Source organism: Sporosarcina sp. FSL W7-1349, from assembly GCF_038003045.1.
Lineage (GTDB): Bacteria > Bacillota > Bacilli > Bacillales_A > Planococcaceae > Sporosarcina.
Genome location: NZ_JBBOOK010000001.1, coordinates 1,250,317 through 1,276,377 on the forward strand (window position 1 = coordinate 1,250,317; position 26,061 = coordinate 1,276,377).

At 46.7% G+C, this 26,061-nt stretch carries 25 protein-coding genes and 1 pseudogene; 7 read left to right on the forward strand and 19 right to left on the reverse strand.

Annotated elements, in window-relative coordinates; all coding sequences use genetic code 11:
• Nucleotides 1-44: 44 nt before the first annotated feature.
• The 9 genes and pseudogenes from MKY41_RS06250 to MKY41_RS06290 form a co-directional block, all read right to left on the reverse strand.
• On the reverse strand, nucleotides 45-827 hold the full coding sequence (locus tag MKY41_RS06250) for a 2-keto-4-pentenoate hydratase (protein ID WP_340744219.1): 783 nt from the start codon (nucleotides 825-827) through the stop codon (nucleotides 45-47).
• 29 nt (nucleotides 828-856) lie between these two features.
• Nucleotides 857-1,393: pseudogene (locus MKY41_RS06255) on the reverse strand (FAD synthetase).
• A 108-nt stretch (nucleotides 1,394-1,501) separates the two neighbouring features.
• Nucleotides 1,502-2,506, reverse strand: a complete 1,005-nt coding sequence (locus MKY41_RS06260; protein WP_340744220.1) for a VOC family protein — start codon at nucleotides 2,504-2,506, stop codon at nucleotides 1,502-1,504.
• 52 nt (nucleotides 2,507-2,558) lie between these two features.
• Nucleotides 2,559-3,770, reverse strand: coding sequence for an acyl-CoA dehydrogenase family protein (locus MKY41_RS06265; RefSeq protein WP_340744221.1), 1,212 nt, complete (start codon nucleotides 3,768-3,770; stop codon nucleotides 2,559-2,561).
• 27 nt (nucleotides 3,771-3,797) lie between these two features.
• A complete protein-coding gene (locus tag MKY41_RS06270; RefSeq protein WP_340744222.1) occupies nucleotides 3,798-4,637 on the reverse strand; it encodes an alpha/beta fold hydrolase in 840 nt (279 codons plus the stop codon).
• Between the two features lie 517 nt (nucleotides 4,638-5,154).
• Entirely contained in the window at nucleotides 5,155-6,936 is a 1,782-nt protein-coding gene (locus MKY41_RS06275; protein ID WP_340745647.1) for a V4R domain-containing protein, read from the reverse strand.
• Nucleotides 6,937-7,374: 438 nt separating this feature from the next.
• Entirely contained in the window at nucleotides 7,375-8,661 is a 1,287-nt protein-coding gene (gene ltrA, locus MKY41_RS06280; RefSeq protein ID WP_445683318.1) for a group II intron reverse transcriptase/maturase, read from the reverse strand.
• A 792-nt stretch (nucleotides 8,662-9,453) separates the two neighbouring features.
• Complete coding sequence (locus MKY41_RS06285) at nucleotides 9,454-9,894, reverse strand: cell wall hydrolase (protein WP_340744223.1); 441 nt, start codon at nucleotides 9,892-9,894, stop codon at nucleotides 9,454-9,456.
• Nucleotides 9,895-9,955: 61 nt separating this feature from the next.
• Nucleotides 9,956-10,591 (reverse strand): metal-dependent hydrolase, encoded by a 636-nt coding sequence (locus MKY41_RS06290; RefSeq protein WP_340744224.1) that lies wholly within the window; start codon nucleotides 10,589-10,591, stop codon nucleotides 9,956-9,958.
• A gap of 213 nt (nucleotides 10,592-10,804) precedes the next feature.
• On the opposite strand from MKY41_RS06290, the gene MKY41_RS06295 reads away from it, so the two are divergent.
• Both MKY41_RS06295 and MKY41_RS06300 read left to right on the forward strand, forming a co-directional pair.
• Complete coding sequence (locus tag MKY41_RS06295) at nucleotides 10,805-11,599, forward strand: VLRF1 family aeRF1-type release factor (RefSeq protein WP_340744225.1); 795 nt, start codon at nucleotides 10,805-10,807, stop codon at nucleotides 11,597-11,599.
• A gap of 112 nt (nucleotides 11,600-11,711) precedes the next feature.
• Entirely contained in the window at nucleotides 11,712-11,915 is a 204-nt protein-coding gene (locus tag MKY41_RS06300; RefSeq protein ID WP_340744226.1) for a YgaP family membrane protein, read from the forward strand.
• 25 nt (nucleotides 11,916-11,940) lie between these two features.
• Here the strand turns inward: MKY41_RS06300 and MKY41_RS06305 are convergent, their stop codons facing one another.
• Nucleotides 11,941-12,837 (reverse strand): LysR family transcriptional regulator, encoded by an 897-nt coding sequence (locus MKY41_RS06305; protein WP_340744227.1) that lies wholly within the window; start codon nucleotides 12,835-12,837, stop codon nucleotides 11,941-11,943.
• A gap of 115 nt (nucleotides 12,838-12,952) precedes the next feature.
• Here MKY41_RS06305 and MKY41_RS06310 point away from each other — a divergent pair, with 115 nt between their 5' ends.
• Nucleotides 12,953-13,723 (forward strand): class I SAM-dependent methyltransferase, encoded by a 771-nt coding sequence (locus MKY41_RS06310; RefSeq protein ID WP_340744228.1) that lies wholly within the window; start codon nucleotides 12,953-12,955, stop codon nucleotides 13,721-13,723.
• Between the two features lie 54 nt (nucleotides 13,724-13,777).
• On the opposite strand, the gene MKY41_RS06315 is transcribed toward MKY41_RS06310, so the two are convergent.
• Complete coding sequence (locus tag MKY41_RS06315) at nucleotides 13,778-14,308, reverse strand: hypothetical protein (protein WP_340744229.1); 531 nt, start codon at nucleotides 14,306-14,308, stop codon at nucleotides 13,778-13,780.
• Between the two features lie 204 nt (nucleotides 14,309-14,512).
• Between MKY41_RS06315 and MKY41_RS06320 the strand changes: the two genes are divergently transcribed.
• Complete coding sequence (locus MKY41_RS06320; RefSeq protein ID WP_340744230.1) at nucleotides 14,513-17,257, forward strand: S-layer homology domain-containing protein; 2,745 nt, start codon at nucleotides 14,513-14,515, stop codon at nucleotides 17,255-17,257.
• 478 nt (nucleotides 17,258-17,735) lie between these two features.
• Entirely contained in the window at nucleotides 17,736-18,431 is a 696-nt protein-coding gene (locus tag MKY41_RS06325) for a YjjG family noncanonical pyrimidine nucleotidase (protein ID WP_340744231.1), read from the forward strand.
• 9 nt (nucleotides 18,432-18,440) lie between these two features.
• Here MKY41_RS06325 and MKY41_RS06330 read toward each other — a convergent pair whose 3' ends face one another.
• Nucleotides 18,441-18,842 carry a PaaI family thioesterase gene (locus tag MKY41_RS06330; protein WP_340744232.1) on the reverse strand — a complete coding sequence of 134 codons (402 nt, stop codon included), beginning with the start codon at nucleotides 18,840-18,842 and terminating at the stop codon, nucleotides 18,441-18,443.
• A 124-nt stretch (nucleotides 18,843-18,966) separates the two neighbouring features.
• On the opposite strand from MKY41_RS06330, the gene MKY41_RS06335 reads away from it, so the two are divergent.
• Nucleotides 18,967-19,353, forward strand: coding sequence for a carboxymuconolactone decarboxylase family protein (locus MKY41_RS06335; protein ID WP_340744233.1), 387 nt, complete (start codon nucleotides 18,967-18,969; stop codon nucleotides 19,351-19,353).
• 39 nt (nucleotides 19,354-19,392) lie between these two features.
• Here MKY41_RS06335 and MKY41_RS06340 read toward each other — a convergent pair whose 3' ends face one another.
• Nucleotides 19,393-19,812: a PaaI family thioesterase gene (locus MKY41_RS06340; protein WP_340744234.1), complete on the reverse strand. Its 420-nt coding sequence runs from the start codon at nucleotides 19,810-19,812 to the stop codon at nucleotides 19,393-19,395.
• A gap of 62 nt (nucleotides 19,813-19,874) precedes the next feature.
• The gene (locus MKY41_RS06345; RefSeq protein ID WP_340744235.1) at nucleotides 19,875-20,777 is read right to left on the reverse strand and encodes a DMT family transporter; all 903 of its coding nucleotides are present in this window, start codon (nucleotides 20,775-20,777) and stop codon (nucleotides 19,875-19,877) included.
• A gap of 334 nt (nucleotides 20,778-21,111) precedes the next feature.
• Here MKY41_RS06345 and MKY41_RS06350 point away from each other — a divergent pair, with 334 nt between their 5' ends.
• Nucleotides 21,112-22,797 (forward strand): methyl-accepting chemotaxis protein, encoded by a 1,686-nt coding sequence (locus tag MKY41_RS06350; protein ID WP_340744236.1) that lies wholly within the window; start codon nucleotides 21,112-21,114, stop codon nucleotides 22,795-22,797.
• A gap of 18 nt (nucleotides 22,798-22,815) precedes the next feature.
• On the opposite strand, the gene MKY41_RS06355 is transcribed toward MKY41_RS06350, so the two are convergent.
• From MKY41_RS06355 to MKY41_RS06375, 5 genes are all read right to left on the reverse strand, one after another.
• A complete protein-coding gene (locus MKY41_RS06355; protein WP_340744237.1) occupies nucleotides 22,816-22,953 on the reverse strand; it encodes a hypothetical protein in 138 nt (45 codons plus the stop codon).
• Between the two features lie 115 nt (nucleotides 22,954-23,068).
• On the reverse strand, nucleotides 23,069-23,254 hold the full coding sequence (locus MKY41_RS06360) for a hypothetical protein (protein ID WP_340744238.1): 186 nt from the start codon (nucleotides 23,252-23,254) through the stop codon (nucleotides 23,069-23,071).
• Nucleotides 23,255-23,370: 116 nt separating this feature from the next.
• Nucleotides 23,371-24,153, reverse strand: a complete 783-nt coding sequence (locus MKY41_RS06365) for an HAD-IIA family hydrolase (protein ID WP_340745648.1) — start codon at nucleotides 24,151-24,153, stop codon at nucleotides 23,371-23,373.
• A gap of 21 nt (nucleotides 24,154-24,174) precedes the next feature.
• The gene (locus tag MKY41_RS06370; protein WP_340744239.1) at nucleotides 24,175-25,269 is read right to left on the reverse strand and encodes an ABC transporter ATP-binding protein; all 1,095 of its coding nucleotides are present in this window, start codon (nucleotides 25,267-25,269) and stop codon (nucleotides 24,175-24,177) included.
• Nucleotides 25,269-26,060 carry a sugar phosphate isomerase/epimerase family protein gene (locus tag MKY41_RS06375; RefSeq protein WP_340744240.1) on the reverse strand — a complete coding sequence of 264 codons (792 nt, stop codon included), beginning with the start codon at nucleotides 26,058-26,060 and terminating at the stop codon, nucleotides 25,269-25,271. Before MKY41_RS06375 ends, MKY41_RS06370 begins: the two co-directional genes overlap by 1 nt.
• Nucleotide 26,061 lies beyond the last annotated feature (1 nt).

Sequence of the window (26,061 nt, forward strand, 5' to 3'; positions counted from 1 at the left end):
CCTCTTCTTTGCCCATATAGGCCGTATGGTCCCTGGCCTTCACTTTATGAAAAAGTAACACTCGCTTCTCCTAAATGATCGATTTCGATGCTGAACGTGTCCCGCGGCTGTGCCTCGACTGCGGCCGACAACGCACCGGATAAAATGACTTCGCCCGCCTTCAATACAATGCCGAATTCATGCAGTTTGTTGGCTAACCAGGCCACCGCGTACGCAGGATCTCCGAGAACCGCAGCGCCAACGCCTGTGTTTACAATGCTTCCATTTTTCTTCAATACCATCTTGACTTGCTTCAAATCGACGTCAGCTATACGTACGGGCTGCCCTCCCAGCACATACAAACCACTGGACGCATTATCTGCGATCGTATCCTCCAGCTTGATCTGCCAATTCTTCACTCGGCTATCCACAATTTCAATGGAGGGTAAAACGTAATCCGTAGCCTTCCAGACATCTTCTATTGTTATAGACGGGCCGACCAAGTCTTCCTTCAGGACAAAGGCAATCTCTCCTTCTACCTTTGGCTGCATGACCTTGGAGTAAGGAACCTCGCCCCCATTCTCCACGACCATGCTATCCAGGAGATGCCCATAGTCAGGTTGGTCAACGCCTAGTAGTTCCTGCATAGCCAAGGAAGTTAATCCAATCTTTTTTCCAGTTACGGTTTGACCGCTTTTCAGCTTCTTGTCAATATTGTGCAGCTGAACCTGATAGGCTTCGAAAATGCTGAGTTCTGGGTGAAGTTCTGTCAACGCTTGTACACCTCGTCCAGTCTGTTCGGCATCCCATAAATAATCTGCTAATTCTACAATGCTTTTGCTTGTCATCCTGCATGCCTCCTCTTTTAAAACGAGATTTATGATGGCTCATTCATACTATCTGTATTCCATCCTAATAATGTATCAGCTTCATTGAAAAGCTGGCGTATTCGGCTCGATGAGATGATTTCCCCCGATCCACATCGGACCGGCTCTAGCAAATGCACAGGAAATCGTTCTCCTAATAAATCGACATTGCCCGTTCGGTTAACGCCAAACCGAAAATCATCTCCAACCCAAATGCCTTTTGGGTTCAACGCCTGCAGTTCGTCATAAAATTCTTCGACCTCCCGTGAAGCGTAATGAGTGTCGAATGGTGCAACAATCACATGTTGCACACCTAAACGGCTAAATCTAGCTAACTTCTCAGATAAGGGGGTTAAAAGTTACACTTTCTGGAAATAAACCTTTGGTGGAGGATCGAATGTGTATAATACTAAAGGGACTTGTAGTTTCTCCGCTTGAAGACGAGCACTGAGAATTAATTGTTGGTGTCCTTTATGCACACCATCAAATGCGCCTATTGCAATAATGGAAGCCGGCAATTGTAACTTGTTGCAAGTGTGGATCTTCAATATGGATCACTCCCTTCTAGAAAACATGCTTGATGCAGTAAACACAGTGGGTGGAATGAAAGACCTCAGTTTCATTCCACTCACTGTCTATATGAAATTTCTATTTACTCAATCTTTTGCAACCGCAGCTAAAGAAGATAATTGGCTTAGCGCTTCTGTTGTTTGATCCATAGCATGATTGTTTTGATTTGGAACATATTCTGTTGGTCCCCAATATGTCAATCCAAGATCCATATCCTTTTCCGTCCATTCAAGCGGCTCCCAATCCGGATCGAAAATGAGATAGCTGTTGCTGAACAATTCCACCCGGTGACCACTTCCAGGATCCCGGACATAAGTGAAGAGCGCCTGGCTAATACCGTGTTTTCCAGGACCCGAATCCGGAACGATTCCATTCTCCCGAAGAATATCGCATGCTCGTAGCACATCTTGCGCGTTGTCCAACCAATAGGCCACGTGATGGAGCCTTGCAGGTGTGGCGGCGTTTGGCATGCCCATGACTGCAATATCATGGACTAGTGGAGTAACACTCATCCATCCGGCAAGTACTTGTTCGTTATTCACCCGGATATACTCCCGCATTTTAAAGCCCAATTGCTCTGATAGCCAATTATGCGAAACACTTGGATCGTGTGTAGTCCAAACGTTCACATGATCGATTCTGCGTGGGGAAATACCCCGATTCCACGCTTTATGTGTTTGGTTTTTCAAGACAGAACGTTCGCCCTCCGGAGCAAGCGGTTTTTGCACGTCGTAATATAATTCAAAGTTATGGCCTGTCGGCATCTGGAATCGAATAGCATCTCCCTGTCCCGCTTCATGGCCTTTCAATATTTTTTGAACTTCTGTGCCGGACTGTTTCAATAGATGCTCAAATTGCTCCACATCCTCTGGACGCTTCACTCGCCATCCGATATGGTCCATGTAAGCTCGGTCTCCAGCCTTCAAAACGAGGCTGTGATGTTCAAATTCTCCATACGCCCGCAGATAAACAGTATCACTTGACCGTTCCGTGATTTCTAGGCCAAGTACTTCATGAAAAAACCAAAGAGACTTCTCTAAATTAGGGGTGACGAGAGAAACGTGACCTAATTTCGCAATTTCAGGATTCATGTTGTATCCTTCCTTTCCATTAATATCAATTACGTTTCAGTGTAATATCAATTTAAATAAAATCTTTATTAGGTTCTAATCCGCACAAGGAGCGACCGTAAGTTTCCAATTGGGAAGTCGGCAAAATTGCACCATGAACATACATCGACCAGAAATCACGGAATACTCGTTGCAGCGGGTTGCCATCATAAATATACGATCCGCCACTAGAGCCAATTAAAATATTGATCGCTTCTTTGCAATATTCCACAGCAATTCCCATATCTCCATTGAGTTTAATACGCATGTCCGGATCCATATACTGTCCGCTTTTTGCGGTAGCATCGAGTTCATCCGCCACACGCTGGAAGTGCATCGCTGCCGAGTCGATTTTCAATGAAGCTTCAGATAACTGCAAATGCGTCACGGGCGCTTCGCTTTGTTTATCATAAAATGTATAACTGATTCTGCGGTTTGGAAGCCTTTCCATAAAAATGTCCAAGGCGGCTCTGGCAAGCCCCAACGCTGGAGCGGCTAACGACAGATTGAGTGCCGGGAAAAGCGCCGTATTATATAATGACTCATCCCGCAAATGGGCCGATTGGAAGTTCCCGTTTTTGGCTTCTGATAAGGAGACAGCACGATGGTCTGGGATGAATGTATCCCTGATCACAACGCCATGGCTCGATGTCCCTCTCATTCCAAGCGTACGCCAGTCGTCGCCAATTTCAATGTCTTTGAACGGCATAGTGATCAAACCATGATCTACGACGGCGCCCGCCTTATCGACGAGCGGCATCCCAAAGTAGCCCCATGTCGCATGGACACTGCCCGAGCAGAACATCCATCTCCCCTCGTCAATATGGTAGCCCCCCTCCACACGGCGGACTTGGATTTCCCGTGGTTCAAAGACACCTGCAAACACGACGTCCGTTCCCGGACCATATATTTCTTCATGCGCCTTTTCTGAAAATGATTCCGCTATCATTAATTCGCGGATATTACATAGGGAATAGACCCAACCAGTCGATCCGCAACCGCGGGAAATTTCAACGAGACAGTCCAAATACGTCCGCATATTCGCTTGATGGCCGCCGTATCGTCGGGGGCGAAGGATTTTAAAGAGCCCCTCCTCTTTTAGTGCAGTCATGATATCTTCCGGAACTCTCCGAAGTTCTTCTGTCTCACTCCCCCGGGCACGCAATGTAGGTACGAAGTTTTTCGCCTTCTCTACTAGATCTTCATGGGTTTGCAATACACCAATATCCGCTACGTTTTGCTTCATGGGACATGTCTCCTTTTCTACAATGATTTATAGTTCTTCCGCAAAGAAATCCGAGACTAGTTTTACAAATTCTTTTTTCCGTTCAACTTGCACCCAATGGCCACAACGGTCAAACACATGCAATTGCGCGTTTGGTAAATGTGTTAAAAACTGAAGACTTCCTTCGTACGGGACAAAACGATCGTCCCGCCCATGAAGAATTAAAAACGGTTGCTCCATTCTTCTGAGCGCAGCTGGAGGAATAGTCATATACGGAGGGCTTTTAAACATCGATTCATAAGATTTTCGGACCTCAGGACGCATGACTTCCTGGAACCGTTCCTCAGTAATCGCTGCAAGTTGGTCTCCTAGGATAGCTTCATCGTACACAAACCACTTAAATAAATTCTCAAGCGCAACAGGCGTTGGGTCTTTATAAAAGTTGGCCATTCTATAAAGCTCTGGTGTCGGTTCCGTGGATGCGCCTGCGCTGCCCATTAGAATCACGCGGTCGAATCGTTCCGGAATACTGATGAGCAAGTTCAGGGCAAGTGCCCCTCCCATGGAATTCCCGACTACATGTGCTTTTTCGATATTTAGCTGCTCCATTAAGGCCGCGATCTGATCCACTCTTTGACGCATCCATCCCAACATTTCAGTTGGCGGCTCTTCAGGATGATCCGTACTGCCAAAGCCTCGAAGGTCGGGAGCCACCACATGATACCGTTCGCTAAATTCAGGTAAGATATTTTTCCAATTGGACATTGCGGTAGCCCCGGGACCGCCTCCATGAAGAAATAGGACAGTCTCCTTGTTTTGCTCCCCTCCCTCATGAAATACCGTTTCATAATCTCCAGTTTGTATTCTCTTTGTTGAAATTTGTGACATAATTACCTTCCTTTCCATTGAGGTCTTTAAATAGCTCCAAGGAAAATCCGGACCACTCTCCCAGTTATGTATCCGCTTTCAATGAAGCCTTTCATACATTATGTCATTGAAAAAAGACAGTAACTAGAATCAAAATTGTATAGAATAATTGGACCATTTAGTAAAAACTTTGTAGTTCTAACTTTCAAAACTCTGTTTCTAGTAAAAAATGTCGCTTTTCTTGGATTAAAGGCTTTTTTGTATTAGCTGGACAACAAAAAAGAGGAACCTTCTCTTCGAACTACGAGAAGGTTCCTCATTATATAAAACCATTTTTCAACAAACCGATACTAGTTATCTTTTTCTAACTCGAAAATAACCTTTTCAATTATACCCGAAAACTCAAAATTGCCACTGTAGGCCGAACTGACCGGATTCAGTTTATCTTGGCCTATGTCCAAGCCCTCAAATGATAATTTAAGTGGATGGGTTTGTTCAAAACTTAAAGGAAAGACCCCTTAACTCCGAAGCTGTTATTTTACTCTAATTCTAATTGTCCGAGTGCGACCAAGGCTTCTAACAGCAGAAATAGCTGATGACTATCATCAGGATCACGTAAATCTTTTTTAAGGGCAGATTCTATTTTATTTATCCGGTATAATAATCCGCTCATTGATAACGAAAGATCTCTCATTGTCTGCTCTAACCTTCCCCCATTGGCTAAAAACAAATAAAGCGTTTTAATAAGTTTATCGTCTTGAATACTATCCCCATTATAAAAAGGACCCAACATATTGCTTGCTAACGATTTAATAGTTTCGACGTTAGATGAATTAATCAATACGCCTACAATTCCCAAATCCTGAAATGAAACTACTTTTTTCGTCACAGCCATCCTTTGTGCAACTAATGCTTCGTCATAATGTTTAGACGCTGACTCTATTTCTTTGCCCTTAGCACTGATACCGATTTTGAAACTGCAATTTTCAAAAGACTTTTTTAAAAAGCTTAAGAAATTATGTGAGAGTTCAACAATCCCACTTTCATTTTCGTTACTTATTAAACAAACGAGATTTCCCTCTCGTTGGCTAATCAAAATATGACGTTGTTGTCCCTGGAAATAGTTATGTGCCGTTTCTAATATTTGCTCATGCAGCAAAAACTCATCATTCATATTATCTACTTGTCTTTTGTCATATCCTAGTACGATGATATGAAAGGGCTGCGAAAGATCCATGTTCACATAGGTTCCACGTCTTAGGATTTCTTTTCGCAGTACATATTGTTTATTTAATAACTGCTCCAGGAAACTCCCTTTCATCCGTTCAAATGCTTCAAAGCTTGTCTTCTCATTTAAAAGAAATAAAGACACAGCATTAGCGACCCTTTCCAGTATGAGTGTATCATTCTCTTGATAGCTGTTTTTGCCTTCCATATAGATAAACGTACAGTAACCGACGATTTTTCCGCTTACAGTAATGGGAACCAGAAGACGCTCTTGAAGATCTGTGCTGATCACCGTGTTATATTCGAAAGTAGTTAGTTCCGTTCCTGTCTCCGTAAACAAAGTTTCAGCATTATTCTTTCCCTGTATCGATTCATTGAAATCCGTTTCTAAGTTTTGTATTTCTTCCTTTGTCAGGCCAGAATATACAAGTGTCCGAAAATTCAAATCACGAATCATACATGGGATTTCGGAAATTTCATAAACACTGTTTATAATGGACTGCAGATCCTTCCCTTTTATAATATCTTCCGTCAATCTTTTATGCACATCTGATACTTTCATTATATAATTGCGCTGTTCCAATAGTTGCTCATACGTATATTCCAATTCCTCTACAATTGGCGTTTGGTGATAATATTGCAATTCATCCTGAATATCTTCTTCCCAATACTCTTTTGATTTTACGATCCAATTGCATTTCTCGTCTCCCATGCCGACACAAGAGACTTCCTTAGCGATAACAGGATGGTTACAGATCGTTGATAAATATCCATTTAAATAACCAATATTCATGTGACAAACGGGCGTGTCGGAAACAGACAGATGTTTTATATGCTCTTCTGCCTCATAAGACCCAAGCCATATCCCTTCCCCTTTGACGGACTTAACGGATTGATCATGCCCTAATTCAAAATCCGCCTCGTATATAATGCTATTAATATATCCGTTCAGATGATGATAAACGGGACCTTGCTTTAGTAATGTATTAAGTGGAGCTTGAGATGCCAATTCTCTTTCAGCATCACTGATTCCCATTTCCCACCCATAGTGGAGAAGAAATCCTTTCGTTCGTTTCATTCCGATGTTTTTGATCTACTCCTTTCTTAAAATCCCGAATGCAGAAGGATCGACGTGTATCCTGCGATCCTTCTGCTGAACTTGAGGACTATCCGATTGCCCGGACACATTAAAAATCATAGTCAGAACACCCTTTCCATATTTCTCGAAACTTTCGACCAATGGAATACACTTTCATTCGTCACAATCACAATCAATTCCAATAAAGTTTGAAAGCGTTTACAAATAATTTTTTCTGTTTTTTTATCAAATTAAGGAGCTACTATCTTCCCAAATAATAAATTGGCTTGAATTCGATGTAAGTATATAGGTAACCTCTTGTATTTGTCAACTAATTCCGAAAAGTCTAAAATGAAGAAAAGAGGCTGTCATAAAAGTTGCTAATCGAGTAGGAGGGAGTGATTAACTCCCGACCTCTCACACCACCGTACATACGGTTCCGTATACGGCGGTTCAATAACTTAAGTATCGACGCTCATATAAGTGGTTCAGGTCTTTCAGACCCCACTTTTTGAGCGTTTCTGTTTTGATTGCCTTGTGGAGCGTTTCGCTTTTGGACACTCGCCAATATCCCTTTCGGGAATTTGCCACTTTCCAGGCTTCCTCGTGCCAGATGCCAAGCCTGCGTAGTTGACTGTATTTCGTCTTCGTCTTCTTCCAACGCTTCCATATCAATTGACGTAATCGATGGTTTAACCATTGTGCCATGGAACGGATAAATTGTTTCATCAATCCAATTCCATAGTAGTTGATCCAACCCACTGTCACTTGATTTAGTTCTTTGGCAATCTGTTCGAAGTGACCCGCGCGATTCCGTTTCGTGATGCCTTTTAGTTTGGCTTTGAACCGTTTCTTGGCAGATTGGTGTGGTCTACATCCGACTCCTTTAGCGGTGGAATGTAGACAAAAACCCAGGAATTTCAGTTTGACTGGAGAACCGACTTTACTCTTCTTTTGATTCACGGTTAGTTTCAAGTCTTCTTCGAGAAACTTGGAGACATTCCCCAGTACACGTTCCCCAGCCCGTCTACTTTTGACATAAATACAAAAGTCATCTGCGAATCGTACGAATTTGTGTCCCCTTCTCTCCAGTTCCCTGTCCAATTGGTTCAGGTAGACATTGCTAAGAAGTGGAGAAAGAACACCGCCCTGTGGAGCACCTTCTTCTGTCGGACTGATAAGCCCGCCTTCCAAGATGCCGCTCTTGAGGAATTTCCAAATCAGTTTCAGGACAATCTTATCGCTGATGAACTCTTTGAGGTATTCCATCAATTTCTGATGATGTATGGTGTCGAAGTAACTTTTCAGGTCACAATCAACCACAATTTTGTACCCTTGTTCGTAGTACGCGATGGTTTGCCTGATGGCTTGATGCTGGTTCCTCTTTGGACGGAATCCGAAACTCATATCGGAGAAGTACGGGTCAATTACCTTGCCAATCACTTGATAGATTGCTTGCTGAACCATTCGGTCACGAACACAAGGGATACCCAATTTCCGTTTTGACCCATCCGGTTTCGGAATTTCCACCCGTTTGACAGGCAATGGTTCGTACGAACCGTCTTTCAGTTTCCGAATCAGATGGTCGCGGTATTTGGCGACGTGACCAAAGAGTTCCTCTACTGTCATTCCGTCAACACCGGGCGCCCCTTTATTTGCCTTCACTTTCTTGCAGGCATTGAAGAGATTGTTGATATCCACCACTTTGTCAATCAAACTGATACCACCCCGTTGTTCCATTTTCGTAAAGACAGGGCTGCACGCTCCCGCATACCCTTCGGTTTCCAACCTATCTCTTTGCGGCCAGCCACCTGCCGATGTTTTCTGTGGTCTCTGCACTGTCCTTACCTCCATTTCATTTCAGGGTTGTTATTGTTCGGCCCTTCATCCTGTTGGACTACTATGGCCTCTGCTGACTTCTTACAGTTCAACCTGCCATCACTGACGGATTTGTTCCTGTGGAATATTCCATCCCTCTTGTCGGGAACCCCTGTAAGACCTCCCCGGGTAAGAGCTATAACCTTCCTCCCATGTAACCGCCGCATTTACTGTATGGAACTCGGGCAGTATTGGACTTCGTTTTGATTTGCAAACTCATCCATTCCAATTCAGCCTTATATGCGGTTTCTGTCCGTCGGTTCGGGAGTTTGCCGCCGGCTTCCTTCAGATTCCACCTCACGATGGACACCCTTGCCTTAAGCTAACAGTTCCTACTGCCAAGCCTGTAGTGGACTTTCACCACCAAGTTATAGCCCATGCCGGGCGCACAAATAAAGCAGGCGGAGAAAATGAGCCACTTTTCTCCGCCTGCTTTTTTCTGTTGTTCTGAAAGCTGCTGCAGATTGCCAGCACTTTCAATATATTAAGAGCCATGGCCACCACCGATTGCCCTTGTTATCTGATCACGCTTTCCATCTCGATTTTCCGTTGAGCATAGATGCCTGATTTGCCCTCACATTCGGGGGCTGTCTTCGTTCTTCTCGTTTCCAAACATGATTTTCCTTCAGAATAGAAGTCGACAATGCCGTTACACTACCCCATATACACTCCTTCACAGGTGTCCGGCGCGGGTTCATAAAAACAATGGTTTTTGAATTGCCCGGTAAACGGTTGGCCGTACCAGGTTGGCGGGCATGGTGCGTATGGGTTGAAATACCAAAGAGCATACTTCGCCGGGTGATCTCTCCAATAATCCAATGTCTGCCTGGCGAGCCGTCTCTCCGTTTCCCTCGCTCTTTGATAGAACGTATTACCTTTCTGAACCGCTTCGAACGAATAATTTCCCCCTTGGATTTGAAAAATGACATCTTCAATCGTCCGGAGATCACGGAAGTCCAAACAATTCGCTACGAGACGGTTCACGATGACATTTCCGACATATAACATCCCTTGCTTGCCTTCCCCTTCGGCTTCTGCCCGCATCATCCTTGCCATCAAATCCACATCTGCATTCCGGTAATTCGCTCTCGCCATTTTTATCACCCCAACCACATCATATGAAAAAAATGGGCGGGGGAGTCCTTATTCCGATAAATTAAAATTCTTTATTCCAAATCGGCGCAAAAAGTTTAACTCCTCTTCGATTCATCGGCAAGAGCTTCATATCGGCGATCAAATGACTCGCATATCCTGCCATGCCGGCCAAATACAAGCCTTCCAGCTGCAAATCCGTTTCTGCCATCCGCAAGATCAGCGCGAAAAAGCCAAGGCCCAATAAGGAATGTGTATAGGAGCGATGCGGGGTAAAGGAAGCGAGGACGACAAATAGCCCAAATAAAACAAGCCATGACCGGTCGAGCGCCACTCCTCCGAGAATGACGCCGACGCCCGTCAATGTCAGCATCCGCTTTTGGGTAATGACAGCTGATAATATCATCATTCCAATGCCAAGCCCGAGCTGTTTGAGCGATAGCGATTCCGTTCCCCGAAAGAATTGATAAAACGCGTAGCAAACGACGCCAATTCCCATGAGCAACAGCGGTGTTTTCACTTTTTTCTTCGACAACGTCACGGCATTGCTCGCCAACCCGTTCGTATCCAAATCGGGAATCACCCCTGCCACCCCGCCCACAGAAGCGCAGATGGCGAGCGTCAGCGAATCGGCATCGAGATAGAGCCCTGCGCCTGCCCCCGCTATTGCCCCGATTAGTACATGTGAAGTGCCTTTCATTTTACCAGTCCAATCTTATGTAATGAAACCTTTACTAGTGTACCAAACTGGTGCTCGGGTGAAATAGGACTCTTGTAGCTTTCTGCGAGGGACCGGAATATAAAGGGCGGTCGATGATTATGATGTGATAGCCGAGCATCAGTTTTAGGTTTCAACCTAAGTGCAATCGGGTAAAAGGAAAAGAGAGTATAGGATGAGGAGGTTGAAGAGTATATGACATTGAGCAAGGAACTTCAAGCCTTACAAGATTTCCATTGTGTTGACCGATGCGTGTTAAGTGTGTATTTGAATACGAACCCGGCGGATCCCGAACAAGCGAACGGGGCTTGGAAAATCCAGTTAAAAAACGGGTTGAAACGGATTCAGGAGTATTTGCAGGCTTCCAAAGACGCCGAGGAATTGAAAGCGTACAAGAAACTGCGAGCGAAAGTGGAGAAAGAGATCGAAAACAACCAAAACGACTTGCATAAAGGGGTCGTTATTTTTGCGTCATCAAATCCGGAGTTATGGTCGGTCCATTATGTCCAAGTGCCGGTAAAAACGAATTTCTACTGGGAAACACACCCTGAGACCGAACAATTGGAATACATGTTGAAAGCGTATCCAGAAGCGGGCATCGTCTTGCCAAGCTTCGGAGAAGTCCGCATTTTGGATACAGCAATGGGCTTCATTCATGATGAAAAAACGTATGAATTTGACTCCGGCTTGCAAGTGTGGCGGGAACAAAAAGGACTAAACCCTTCAGGAAACCGCGGAACCGGCGGCAGCCACGTCGATGATCTCGATCAGCGGCTAAAACAGAACTTGGAGCGGTTCTTCAAAGAAATGGGACCCGTCGTCGAGAAGTTGAAAAAAGACCGTGGCTGGAAGGAAGTCCATATCGCCGGCGAAGCGGAATGGGCCAATTCCTTTTCGAAAGTGTTGCGGGACAAACCGCAAAGCTGCCTTTATAAGAATTTGATCAATGTTGAGCCGACTAAAGTGCTTCATCAAGTGTTTGAACGGTAATCGCGGTTAGTATTCCGGACAGGGACGCAGAAATGCGACCTGTCCGGAATTTTGTTTATCGTTCATCTTACTGGGAATTCTGAAAAGAAAGACCTGAAAGGAGTTTCTCATCATGAAGCAAAATATCGGAACGGTCAATGCATTGATCCGCATTACGGGCGGCCTGACGTTGCTCGCCTGGTCCACCGCTAAGATGTCTTGGGAAAAGCCATCCGGCCAGCAATTAATTTGGTCCATGGTCGGCGCGATGAAAGTCGCGGAAGGGATGACGCGCTATTGCCCGATGACGGATATGCTTGGATTGGAGCAGAAGTGAAGCATGGGGACCCCGCCTATCCGAGTTACGGCTGGGCCGGGGTCCTTCCTGCTTTTTTGATTTCCTCTTCCAAGAAAACGAGGAATGCGTCTGCTTCTTCAGTCATCACTTTTGTCAGCACATATGTCGTGGAATGGGGCGGGATAATTTTATTCGGTTTGATTTCGGTCAGCCGATTCGTCCTTACTTCTTCTTTGACCATCGTATACGGTACATAGGAAATGCCGAGCCCTTGTTCAATGAATCGCTTGGTGATCTCTATTTGGTTGACTTTCATCGTCCGGACGTTTGGATAATGTCGTTTGATTTCCGGTAAGAGCCGGTCCCAATAGTCCGGATGGTTATGGGTGATGACTCGGTAGGTTGCCAACACTGTTTCTTCATCAACCGGCGTTCCGTTTCGTTCATCGGGTGGAGCCACCAATAGGACAGGTTCCTCATGCACAATCCGGCAATCGATATTGGATTGCACCGGGCGGATTCTTGTCAAACCAAGATCCGCCCGGCCTACACTAATTTCTTCCCCGATTTCGTAGGAGTTCAGCACATTGATGATCAACTCGATATCAGGATTTTCATCCATGAACCTCCGCATGATGGGCGGAAGGACGGATGAGGCGATTTGAGGTGCAGTGGCAATCATTAATTTACGCTTATACCCCTGCTTCCATGCTTCAAAGTCTTCTATTCCTTGTTCATAGGTGGTCACGATATTCGTGGCAATCGGTAGAAAACGGTGGCCGGCCGCTGTCAGGACAACGCTTTTTCCGATCCTCTCAAATAGAGGTTGATTCAGATGGACTTCCAATCGCTGAATATGTTTTGTGATGGCGGGCTGTGTGAGAAACAGTTCTTCCGATGCTTGTCGGAAGTTTTCATATTTGGCTGCGACACAAAAGGTTTTCAACCATTTCATTTCCATTTATAACTCTCCTTTTATAACAAATCGTTATTAATAAATGCTTTTTTAGTTAATATTCATTATTACACGATTCCAGTATAATTCAATTTGTGGAAACAGAAAGGGAGAGAAGGAAATGACAAAAACTCACGATTCATGGAATGCTCATTTATATGACGGAAAACATCGTTTCATCTCGAATTACGGCACCGATTTGATTGAAGTTTTGGCGCCACGGCAAGGCGAGAAAATACTGGACCTTGGATGCGGAACGGGCGATTTGGCCAATCGGTTACACGGTTTGGGGGTAGATGTAATTGGAGTGGATAAATCCGAAAACATGGTAACTCAAGCGAAAAAGAAGTACCCGGCCATTCCCTTCGAAGTCCGGGATGCTACCAATCTTGGATTTACGGAAGAATTTGATGCCGTATTTTCGAATGCGGTTCTGCATTGGATCCGGACACCAAAGGAAGCCTTGCAAAGTATACAAGAGAGTTTGCAACTGAAAGGCAGGTTTGTGGCGGAATTTGGAGCGAAAGGCAACGTCCAAACTATTACAGATGAAATCCAACGCCAGTTGAAAGCAGCTGGATATGAAGATCATGCAAAACGATTTCCATGGTATTTCCCAAGCATCGCCGAGTACACGGCGCTCATGGAAGACGTTGGGTTTCAAGTGGAACTGGCGCAGCATTTTGAACGTCCTACTCCATTGGAGGGCATTTCGGGGATGAAAAACTGGATCGAAATGTTCGGGAGCAGTTTTTTTGAAGGGATTTCGGAAGTCGAAAAGGAAAAAATCCTGGACGCTGTCGTGCAACACTTAAAAGAAAAGTTATATATAGATGGCGTATGGATTGCGGATTATCAAAGGATTCGCATTGTCGGCATTCGAGTGCGTTAAAGTAGACCTATTCCATCAAACCAGGGCCCCGCTTGTTACGGGACCCTGCGCAAGTTATTTTGCGAGCATGGCGCTACTTTCAACCAATCGGTCGTGGATGGTCGATAATTCGCTGACGTCCTTTACTTCGATCAGCACTTCCCCGCCTTTTTTGGAATTCGGCTTGTAAAATATTTTTAGCATTATCTCCTGCATCGCTTCCATATCAGCGATTACCTGTTGATAGAGGTGTTTATCTTCCTTCGTGAATTCCCCGGTTTGCCCGTGTTTCTCTTTCAACCCCGATATAATGGCGATGAGTTGATGAGCGATCGGCTCCAAGATTTCCTGACTCGTCGCATTGTCAATGACGTTTGCATGGATTACCATATCGTTGAGATGTCCGATCGCATCCGTCAGCGCTTCCCCTTTCAATTCCTTCTGTTGAATGATCTCTTCTGAAAGATTCCAATAGTTATAGAGCGAATGACCTACGATGTTCTCCAATCTCATCTGATAATCTTTTCCGTCCATGCCCGTCATCAGCCATGCCCCGATTAGCAGCAACGGAAAAGCGATTATCAGATACCCATAAATGTTTTTCACTTCTATCACTCTTTCATTCATTCCTATTTGAAGCGGGACGCGAAACGCGAACAATAGGTTGCAATTCATGGTGGGTTGCTTCCTAATTTCGACCTATTTTCAATATTCGAAGATTACTAGCTTATCCTATGGGTATAGATATAGGTAGGGCGATTGCTCTTATCTTTCATACTTCTACTATACTTAGAGGAGGACATCAAGTATATGGCAAATCAATCGAAAACATCTCGAACATTCATGGTGGGCGTCGCAACAGCGGCATTGGCGGCGACGGCGGTCGCGCCAATTGCCAGCGCGGCCAGTTTTTCCGATACGGTCGGCAATACGCATGAGCAAGCGATCAATGCGCTCGTCGAGGCCGGCATCATTGGCGGCTATCCGGATGGCACGTTCCAACCGAACCGCACGTTGACGCGTTCCGATGTTGTCAAGATGATGGGGAAATGGCTCGTTTCCTTAGGGTACGAGGTGCCGTCCGACTATAAGACGAATCCCCGTTTCACCGACTTGACGACAAAAACAAATGACGAACTATTGAAGTATTCGGCGCTCGTCAAGGATAACCGCGTATTCGGCGGCTATGAAGATGGTTCATTGGGACCAAGTAAACCGATCACGCGCGAAAACATGGCGATCGTCCTCGTGCGTGCTTATGATGCCATCCATAAAACCGATCTGGTCGCCTATGTGGGGGATCAAACGTTCAACCGTGATGTGACGGACATGGCGAAAGCAAAGGCGGAAGCGCGCCCATCCATCGATGTGCTCGATTATTTCAATATTACCGGGGTCTCCGAATTCATGCCGAAAAACTCGACGACCCGCGGCCAATTCGCCTCCTTCCTATTCAAGGCGTCCAATTTGGAAGCACCCGATCAAAACTTGGACAAGGAAGCACCGAAGTTGAATTATACGGGGGAAAAGAATATTGAACTGGCACAAGGCGCTGCGTTCACCATCCCGACCGTGACGGCGACGGATAATGAAGATGAAGAAGTGAAGGTTGAGACGGTCATCACGAACGAGGACGGCGAACGTCTGACCGGCATTGATACTAACATTCCAGGAACTTATAAAATTACGTACAGCGCTGAAGACAAGGCGGGCAACAATGCGGAGCAATTGGTCATCACCGTCATGGTCAAAGCACCGGCGACACCGGCTGTCGACAAAGTGACTGCCCTCAATGCAAAGAAAATTCAGGTCCAGTTCAATCGAGAAGTCGATAAGGAAATTGCCGAGAAGGCGACTACGTACGGGTTCGTCGGCTTACCAGACCAAACGAAAGTGGAAGCGATCGAGTTGCAGCCTGATAACAAAACAATCGTCCTGACGCTGAATAACGCTTTGCCGAACAATTCGGAGTACAGCATCACTGTCCGCGCGGTTCCGACGAAAGCGGATAAGGATGTAAGCACGGCGCTCTTTACACAGACTCTCTCCTTCAGTGACACTGCGCGGCCGACGTTCCAAAATGTCACGTACCCGCAAGCGGGCGTAGCATTGCTGAACTTCTCGGAGGAATTAAGCACATTGGGTAATGTGAAGGTCTACCAAGGGAATACGGAAGTTTCAAACGTGACTGCAACTCAGACAACGGATAAGACCGGCATCCGCCTCACCGGCTTGCAGGCGAACCGCGACTACCGCGTCGTCCTCACCGGAGCAGCCGATTGGAGCGGCAACATCATCAACCCAAACCCGACGGAAGTGACCGTCCACTCGACCGTCACGGATACGACGAAACCGGAAATCGTTTCGATGCAAGCGACAGGTTTGAATACATTGAAAGTGCGGTTCAGTGAGCCATTGCAGACAATTGCGACGGACAAATATTTAGACGTCTCCGGTGTGGAGCAGCTGGCAAATTCGAAACAGACATGGGATGCGGCAACGAATACGGTGACCGTGACGATTGATCCGGTAACAAGCGGCGGCGTACGAGCTGTCACGGTTTCGAACTACAAAGACCTCGTCGGCAACGCCGGAGAATCTGTACAGCGAAACGTCACCTTCAGCGATATCGTTCCTGCCATCGAGCGAACGGAAGTCGTCCGGGAAGGCGATGACACCTTTGTGGAATTGACGTTTAACCGGGATATGACAGCGGTAAATACGATACCTCAAATTACCGGTACTGTAGTAACCCCTGATAATGTCCGCAAGAATGTCACGATCGCGGGCAGCAATGTAACAGTAAACAACAATGTAGTCCGCTTGAAAGTAAACAATCAGGAGATGGGAACCTATACGCTTTCCCTGCCGAAAGAGATATTCGATCCTGCCTTGCCGAATAATCTGCCGGTCAACTTCACATTGTCTGCACAAACCGATACAACGGCACCGCAAGTTGATGGCGATCCAGTCATTACAAATAATAAAGTGACAGTCAAATACGATCGACCGATGGGGCAATCGGCTTTGAACGTCAATAATTATACAGTTGATGGAGAGAGAATCTTCTCAAGCGCCATCTTCAGTAATAATGATCAAACCGTGGAACTTACGTTGCGTCCTGACAGCATTCCAACTGTAGGGTATCGTACATTGAGGATTAGCTCGGACGTACAGAGCAAAAATGGAATCGCTCTGCCGGCCTATAGCAAGAACATTGAATTTGTGAAAAATAAGCCGTTAACCCTTGAGTCCGCTTCGTTCGAAGGAGACGAGGCCATTGTCTTGACATTCAGCGAAACGATTCAAGAATCCAATACCATCTCAGGTCTTGAATTATTGGTGAACAATCGGATCGTCGAAGGCACCGTAGCGTCCGCATCGGGACCGACTAAGACAGTCGTCATCAAGAAAGACGGTAGCGGCGCACTCGTGACGCCGGAAGAATTCCGATCCGCCAACATTGCGGTGAACGTCACGAACAATAATACAATCACAGACATCTATGGCAATAAGCTGGCAGGTGGCATTTCTGTGAACGTTCCGAATCAATAGGATAAATCACTCCCCCTTCTTTTGCCGGAGAAGGGGGTTTGCTTGTGCTTTAAGGGGTGGAGATTGTGGCGGGATTGCTTGCGTTCAACGGAAAATTCCTTGCACTCAATCCTGGTTTGATTGCACTCGCGAGGAATATACTTGCATCCCGACCTACTTGCACCAGCGGCGGGGTTACTTGCGTTCAACGGGGGATTCCTTGCACTCAACCCCGGTTTGATCGCACTCGTGAGGAATTTGCTTGCCCTCCGTTTTTTCCTTGCACTTGCGGCAGAGTTGCTTCCGTTCAACGGCAAGATCCTTGCACTCAGCCCCGGTTTGATTGCGCTCGCGAAGAGTTTGCTTGCACTCCCACGTTACCTCGCGTTCGCCCTTACCCCCTCCCCTTGGAAACTACCATTTCAAGACACGTCTCCCCTGTCCATTGGGTTTTCCGTGTTATACTAATCTCAGTTGTTCAAAAAAGGGAGTTTTTCACATGCCGTATGATTTGATTTTATTTGACCTGGATGATACGTTGTTTGACTTTGCGGAGACGGAGAAACATGCGTTACATAATACCTTTCAGTTTTTTGGCTTACCGAATGGGCTGGAGGAGTATCGGGCGAGTTACCGGGCAATCAGTTCGGTGATTTGGGATGATTTGGAGCAGAGCCGGATTACGTTGGAAGAGTTGAAAATCGAGCGGTTTCGGCGGTTGTTCACGCAGCATGAATTACAGCTGGACGCGGAACAGTTCGGGGAGTTGTACATCGAGAATTTGGGGAAAGAGTCGCATCTGATTGAGGGTGTGGAGGAGATGCTAGCGGGGCTGTCGGGGTATCGGCTCGCCGTGTTGACGAACGGCTTCACGCTGGCACAGCATGCGCGAGTGGCAGGGTCCCCGTTGCGAAATACGTTCGAAGCGATTATCGCTTCCGAAGAGACGGGCTTTAAGAAACCGCAGGCGGAAATCTTCGCGTACACATTCCAAAAACTCGGAGTCACCGACCCATCGCGTGTGTTGATGGTCGGCGATTCCCTAACCTCGGATATCCAGGGCGGCTGCAATGCCGGGATCGACACTTGCTGGTTCAATCCAGGCGGCCGTGTCAATCCTACTGCTATCCAGCCGACCTTTGAAATCCGCTCATGGCCCGAGTTCAGTCTAGGGCGCCAGGCCGTCAAACTTTGACCTGGTCTTTCATTTCACCGTCTTGAATGTCGCGGTGCTGAAACCGATCAGGTCGCCAGTTTCGTCGAACAACCGCCCTTCCACGAGTGCGGTTGTCCGGCTTTGGCTGATCATCGCAGCAGTTGCCGTCATATTGCCTTCGACGACCGGTTTCAGAAATTGGGTATTCATCTGAATCGTGGCGACGTCGTTGAAACCGAGTGACCGGCAGTACATGCCCATCACCGTATCAAGGACGGACATATACACTCCGCCGTGAACAGTGTCCCGCACATTGTCGAACTCCTTCTTATATGGCAGGCCGAGCACGACCCGCCCTTCCCCGAATTCCAGTAATTCCAGTCCGATGAATTTCCAAAATTCGCTCGTTGTAAAATGTTCTTCGACTTCTTTCAAATGTGTTTCTTCCATTGTTTGATACACCTTCCCCACTCCTCTGGATGCGCAGTTTGTCATTCGCTTTTTCATTATACCCAAAATTCAGCATCCTGGCGTACCGGAAACTTTGGTAGAATGAAATCGGGGAGGGATGGAAATGGGAGAATCCCGTTTGGACAAAGGATTGGAAACGATCCGGCACTATGTGAATGAAGAAGAGGCGGAGCGCATGATGACGGCGGATGCGTTGAAAGGGCTTGCACCCGATCTGCGGCGGTTCATCGTGGAATTCGCGTACGGGGAGATCTACTCACGCCCCGGGCTCGACAAGAAACAGCGACAGCTCGTGACCATCGCATCTCTTGTCACGCAAGGCGCGGAGCCGCAAATTGCGACCCATATTAAGCGGGGCTTGACGGTCGGGCTGACACGGACGGAAATCGTGGAATGCATCATGCAGCTTATTCCGTACACTGGATTTCCGCGCGTGCAAAATGCGCTGATGATCGCAAAAAAAATCTATTCCGAAATGGATTCGGAATAGACGCAGGATGAAACCGGTTCCAAAATGGAATCCGGTTTTTCATTTATCCAAAATCATGACGGATGAGACGACATCCCCCACCTTTTTCCCGTTTTGGGACAATTCCGCGACGACATAAGCGACTGTCCGGCCTAGCCGTTCCACTCGTGCTTCCACATCTACCTGCCCCGGGAATACCGGCCGATGGAACGTCGTATGTAAGTCGATGGACGCAAATGTCTGGTGCGGCTGCAGTTTTGAGACGACCGCGTACGCCATCATGATGTCCGCAGCGGATGCCAAATAGCCCCCCATCGAGACGCCATTCCCGTTGATGAACTTCTCGTCCACCGTCCAGACGCCGCGGGAGACCCCATCTTCCGCATACGTCGTTTCAATTTGCAACGTCAAATCGCAATTCGGCGGTGTCGCTCCTTCCCGCACGACTTCCATCAAATCTACTTTTTTCAATTCTACCATAAAGCAACACTCCTTCTATTTCTACTATCCAATACACCAAGGTTCATTGCAAGAGAAATCGGTCAATTTTTCAAGCTCTTTGCGATGCCCCGGAATTTCCACCAACCGCGGTTTTCCAGCTTCCAATTGACAAGGAAGATCCCGAGGAAAATAGCGGCTCCCCCGATCCAAATTGTCCAATGCAGCTTTTCATCCAAAATGAGCCAGCCGGATAGGATGCTGAAAAATGGTGCCAGAAACAAAAATGCGCTTGTCCGCTCCGGATTCCCCTTCTGGAGCAAATAAAACCAGACCGTGAATTGCACGATCGATGCCGCCAGCGTCAGCCAGATGATAAGAAGGATTGAGTTCGTCTGGACAATGAAAAACGGCTCCTCTAGCAGGAAGCTTGCGAGGAACAGGAAAAGCCCTCCGAACAACATCTGGTAAGCGCTCATAACCCATGTGTCATACTGATGCCCTTTTGTTTTCATAAGCAATGTGGCAATTGCCCATGTGACGGCGGACAGCAGTCCGAACATCGTGCCGACCCGGAATTCCAAGTGCGCGCCCATCGTGATGAAGACTCCGACGAAACCGAATAGCACGCCGATCCATTGTTGCAGCCGGTAACGGACTTTCAGGAAAACCGTTCCGAAGACGATGACGAGCAACGGATTGACAAAAGTTAAAATCGCCGTTTCCCCCGCTGTCACCGTGCGCAGTGCGAGAAAGATGAACCCCATCGCGCACGTCGTCTGAAAAAATCCAACGGCGGCCATCCACCCCCAGTCCGCCCGTTTCACCGGATGCGGTTTCCGCATCCATTTCACCAACACTGCCATGATCAATCCCGCTAACGTAAACCGGATGGCGATGAGGAGTAGCGGCGACGCATACGCCATCCCCCATTTTCCGATAGCGAACGTCGAGCCCATCAAAAATGTCGTCAAGACGACCAATGAAAAAAAGACAATCCGATTCATCCATTCCCCCCTTGTCCGAACGCACACACCCCCTGCACGTATTCCCATTTTACCGAAAGAGGGATGGATTTGGAATAGTGGGATTTTTCAAGGAGTCATCAAAAGGCGGACTCATTGGAAAGGGATATGGATTTCTACGTTTCCTTCCCTTCGAATTGGTGAATAGTAGAATACCTTCGACTGTCCGGCAGAACTATCTTCTGAGGACAGTCCTGTTTTTTGTCACAAATTTGTGATAGTCAATTGGACTCATCCAATGAACCTCTTAAATATAAGACCGATATAATACGTAAGAACCAGATGGTGTTCAATATTCATAAGGAGGCAGTTCATTATGACGATTGGGAAAAAGATTTACATAGGTTTCGGCATTGTCCTAGCTATTTTGGTCGGATTTGCTGTTATGAGTATCACTCAATTGAGCAAGGTTGGCGATGATTACGAGCAAATGCTCGATTTCCGGGTGAAGCAATCAGAGTTAGCGGAGACGAGTCAAAAAGAAATGGCGATGCAAGGGTTGTTCATCCGTGCTCATTTATTGCAGCGGGACCAAGAAACTTTGGATAGTTTACGGGAGCATCAGCAGCTTTTGAAAGATGCGGTGCAAGAGTTGAGCACCTATGTCGAATCCGCCGAGATGAAGGAATGGACTGAGGATATGAAAGCCAATATCGTCTTATTTGACGAAGCGGCTTCGAAAGTGATCGGTCTTGTGCAATCCGGCGATGTCGATGGAGCGCAGCGCATCGTGAATGAAGATGTTTGGACCGCCAATGATGCTATCCAAAATGCCGGCAATCAAATGATCGCCTATCAGAAAAATCAGCTCCAACAAAACCGCCAAGCGACAGCCGATCGGGCGACAGCTGCCGAGAAGACGCTAATTACTGTGACGATTATCGCCTTTGTACTCGGACTCGCCATTGCAACGGTCATCGGGCGGCATATTTCCAAACCGCTTCGGCATCTAAAGGAGGCAGCGGCGAGCATTGCAGAGGGCGATCTGACAGCGGCAGACATTGAATTGAAATCGAAAGACGAAGTAAAAGACTTGGCCATGTCTTTCAATACGATGAAAGGAAATTTACGGAGTCTCATCGAGGATGTTAATGACAATACATTGCAAGTGACAGCAGCGGCGCAACAGTTGGCGGCGAGCACGGAAGAAGTGTCCCGCGCTTCCCATGAAGTGACCGCCAATACGGAACAGATTTCATCCGGCATCCAAGTTTCGGCGAAAGCCGCACAGGAAAGTTCCGTGGCGATGGAAGAGACGGCAACGGGCGTCCAGCGCATCGCGGAATCCGTACAGACGCTGAACGTGGAAGCACAAAGTATGGAACAGCTGGCCGCAACGAGTGAAACGTCGGTCAAACAGGCAAAAGATCAAATGGACCGCATCTTCCTGTCCTCAAACGAAACGAATCACTTGATTAAACAGTTAAGCCGCCAGGTTTCTGAAATAGAGACGATTACGAAAGTCATTACCGACATTACCGAACAGACGAATCTCCTGGCGCTCAACGCAGCGATTGAGGCGGCACGCGCGGGCGAACACGGCAAAGGATTCGCCGTCGTAGCAGACGAGGTCCGGAAATTGGCGGAGCAATCCAAAACGTCGGCCAATGAAATCGTGAATCTAATTGGTGAAATTCAACAGGATGCACAACAAGTGGAGCAAGCTGTCGCGGGTAGCATGGAAAACGTCGAAAAAGGCGTCCAAGTGATCGACGACGCGGCTCACGCCTTCCATAATATTACCGTTGCGGTTCAATCGATGGGCGGACAAATTATGGACATCTCATCCGCCACAGAGGAAATTTCAGCGAGCGCGGAGGAAGTATCTGCCTCCATCCAGGAAATTGCATCTCAGGCAACAGTCGTATCATCGCAAACCGAACAAAACACGGCTGCTGTCGAGGAACAGATGGCCACACTCGAAGAGATCAATTCCGTCAGCTACGAACTCGACCAGCAAGCGGTCAAACTGCAACAGATGATCCAGCGGTTCCAAGTGTGACGCGGCGACAATCGTCCCTTAATTTAAAAGTTCATTTAAAAACAGGAGTGCGATAAATCCTCCGACCGCGATAAATCCGATTCCGAATACGATCAGCAACAATGTACAAACACTTAGGAATAGCTTCTCGAACCATCCTGTTTGCAGAAATCCCATCCACGCCCCTCCTTTTTCCATAAGACGGAATGCTTCAACCAAGGTTCCAGAAGCCACAATCTAAAAATGACCATCCCCCGAACAAAGTGGAGGATGGTCATTTTTTAGCTGTTCCTTATGATTCGTATTTTGCCATTCGTTTTTTATCAAACAGATACACACCGATAGAAATGGCAGCGATGAGTCCGATGGAGGTAAGTCCCATCATGGCCCCTTCCCGATGCGGACCGTCGGATAGCGTTCCGATTCCCACTCCAGATGCGATGCCGACGATAAATGCCATTATGATTACCCGTACCAAACGTCTCATCCTCCCTTGTTGTGTATCTTTCCAATTCTCTGAGAACCTTTCTCATCTCCATCATACTGCAAATGATAATCTTTATCAACCCGAAATTGTAAAGGGGACAGTCACCTTTACAATTTCCAAAATGCAGTCAAATCACCTACGATGAAATCGGGGTATATTTTCTTTGTCTCGATATCTTCTTTTCTTGCAATACCGGTTAAGACGAGGCAGGTCGGGAATCGGTTGATCTTGCCCAATAGAATATCCGTCTCCAGCCGATCTCCGATAATTAAACACCGTTCTCTGTCGGTATTTAATTGCCGAAGCATCCGTTCTCCGAAAAAGAGGGAAGGTTTACCGACAATATCGGTAATCGCCTGTCCCGATGCCACTTCAATCGCCTTGGCAATGGATAACGTATCCGCCATTACCCCGCCCGGAACCGGACAGCTCGGATCGGGGTTGGTGACGATGATGTTGGCTCCATTTCGCACCGCCATAACCGCCAAATTGAGTTTTTCATATGTAAAAGAACGGTCTAACCCAACTAGGACATGGGTAGCTTCTAACGGATTCTTCGTGATTGTCAATGAAAGCTGATGAAACTCCTCGTGAATCGCTTCCTCTCCGACAATATATACGCGAGCGTCCGGATAATGCTCCAAAAAGTACAGCGCTGAAACGAATGGCGTAGTCAGCACTTCGGCTGCTTCCGTTTTTATTCCTAATGCGTTCAGCCTTCGCGAGCAAGCGTCCCTTGTTTGCGTTGGCGAGTTTGTAATAAACAATACCTTTTTATCATAGCCCCTGATCTGATCGACGATTTTTTGGGCTCCCGGCAATCTTTCATTCCCTAATAGGATGGTTCCATCCAAATCAAAACAAAACGCATCAAAATCCTGTATATTCACCAATCCACTCTCCGCCTTTTCCTACGATTCCATTCTGAGCCGTTTTTCCGTTTCCCGATCAAACAGATGAACGGCCTCTTCGGAAAACTTCATATGAATTTCGTCCCCCACATGCACCGCGTCATCGGTAGGGCATTTAATGACGATCGGCTGATTCCCTAGCCGTGTATGTACCAGCATTTCCGCCCCATTTACTTCAATGACTTCCACCGTTCCCTTAAACGGCGTTTCTTCTGGATGAATCGAAATACTTTCAGGTCTGATCCCGACAAGTAATGTTCTGTTTCCATTTTGCTTCACAAGAGCTTGTTGATTCTCCGAAAAATGATAGCTCGCTTGATCGCTGGAACCGATGAAAAACCGCTGATCGCGAATTTCCCCCTCCAAGAAATTCATACCCGGTAACCCGATGAAACTTGCGACGAACATATTTTCCGGCGCTCGGTACACATGCGAAGGGGTACCGATTTGCTGAATCACTCCGTCTTTCATAATGACGATCCTCGTTGCCATCGTCATCGCTTCCGTTTGATCATGCGTCACATAAATGGTAGTGGTCCCTAGCTGACGATGTAATTTGATAATTTCCGTTCTCATCTGGCCGCGCAATTTGGCATCTAAATTGGATAAAGGCTCATCCATTAAAAAAATGCTGGAATTCCGGACGATCGCCCTGCCTAAGGCAACCCTCTGCCTTTGTCCACCGGAGAGCTCATTCGGCTTCCTTTTCAATAAGTGCGTCAAGCCAAGAATTTGTGCGGCATTTTCCACCTTTTTTGTCACTTCACCTTTAGGGACCTTCTGAATTCTCAAGCTGAAAGCCATATTTTCAAACACGGACATATGCGGGTATAGTGCATAGTTTTGGAAAACCATCGCGATGTCCCGATCTTTCGGTTCCCAATCATTCACCCTTTTCCCATCCATGAATAAATCTCCATCCGTTATTTCTTCCAGTCCCGCAATCATCCTCAGAGTTGTCGATTTCCCGCAACCCGAAGGACCAACAAGGACAATAAATTCCTTTTCTTCAATATCCAAATGGAAATCCTTTACGGAATACTCTTCGCTTTTCGAATACTTTTTACGTACATGATTCAGTTGAATTTTTGACATCAATTATCCCCCGACTCGTCATCTTGGATGAATTTCATAATTTCACGCTTTGAATGCTCCGCCCGTTCTACTGTATTCGTCTCTAACACATATTCCACTTCTTTTTCTTTCAATAGCAGTAACAATCGCTCGAACGGAATCATGCCTTCCCCAATTTGCAAATGTTCGTCATGTTCTCCGTGATTGTCATTGATATGTAAGCCGTATAAGTACGGAATGGCTTTTTCACATTCAGCTAAAAAATGTTCACGCTCATTCATATAACAATGCCCCGTATCCAGCATCATCTGGGCACAATGGTCATTTATTTTATGAAGGATGGAAATGAGCTGATCGATGGAAACGCCAATTCCATTTTTCATGGCGGGTATATTTTCAACGACAAGATCCGTTTTGGCAGGCAAATCTTCCAGCATTTTTTGAGCGAACCGCGCTGTCGATTCTATGCCAGCTTCAATCGATGGATTTTCTCCCGGATGCAATAACACATACTTCACGTCCAAGCTTTCAATGACGGGTAAACACTGTTGCCAAATGGCTTCGGTTTCTTCATCAGCCAAAGCTGGATTAAATCCGCTAATCGGCAAATGAAGACCAAACGAAACTCCCTTGTCTTTCGCGCGATCTGAAATCTCCGTTAACCGCGCTGGATCCATGTCGAATAAAAGTCGACCATGATGCGCTCCTTCCCCCATTAATTCTATCGATTTCCACCCGTCGGCGATTAACCGGTCAATCGCTTCATCGATCGGTTCAGAAAATAAAGTATACGTTGAAATGGAATGACGCACG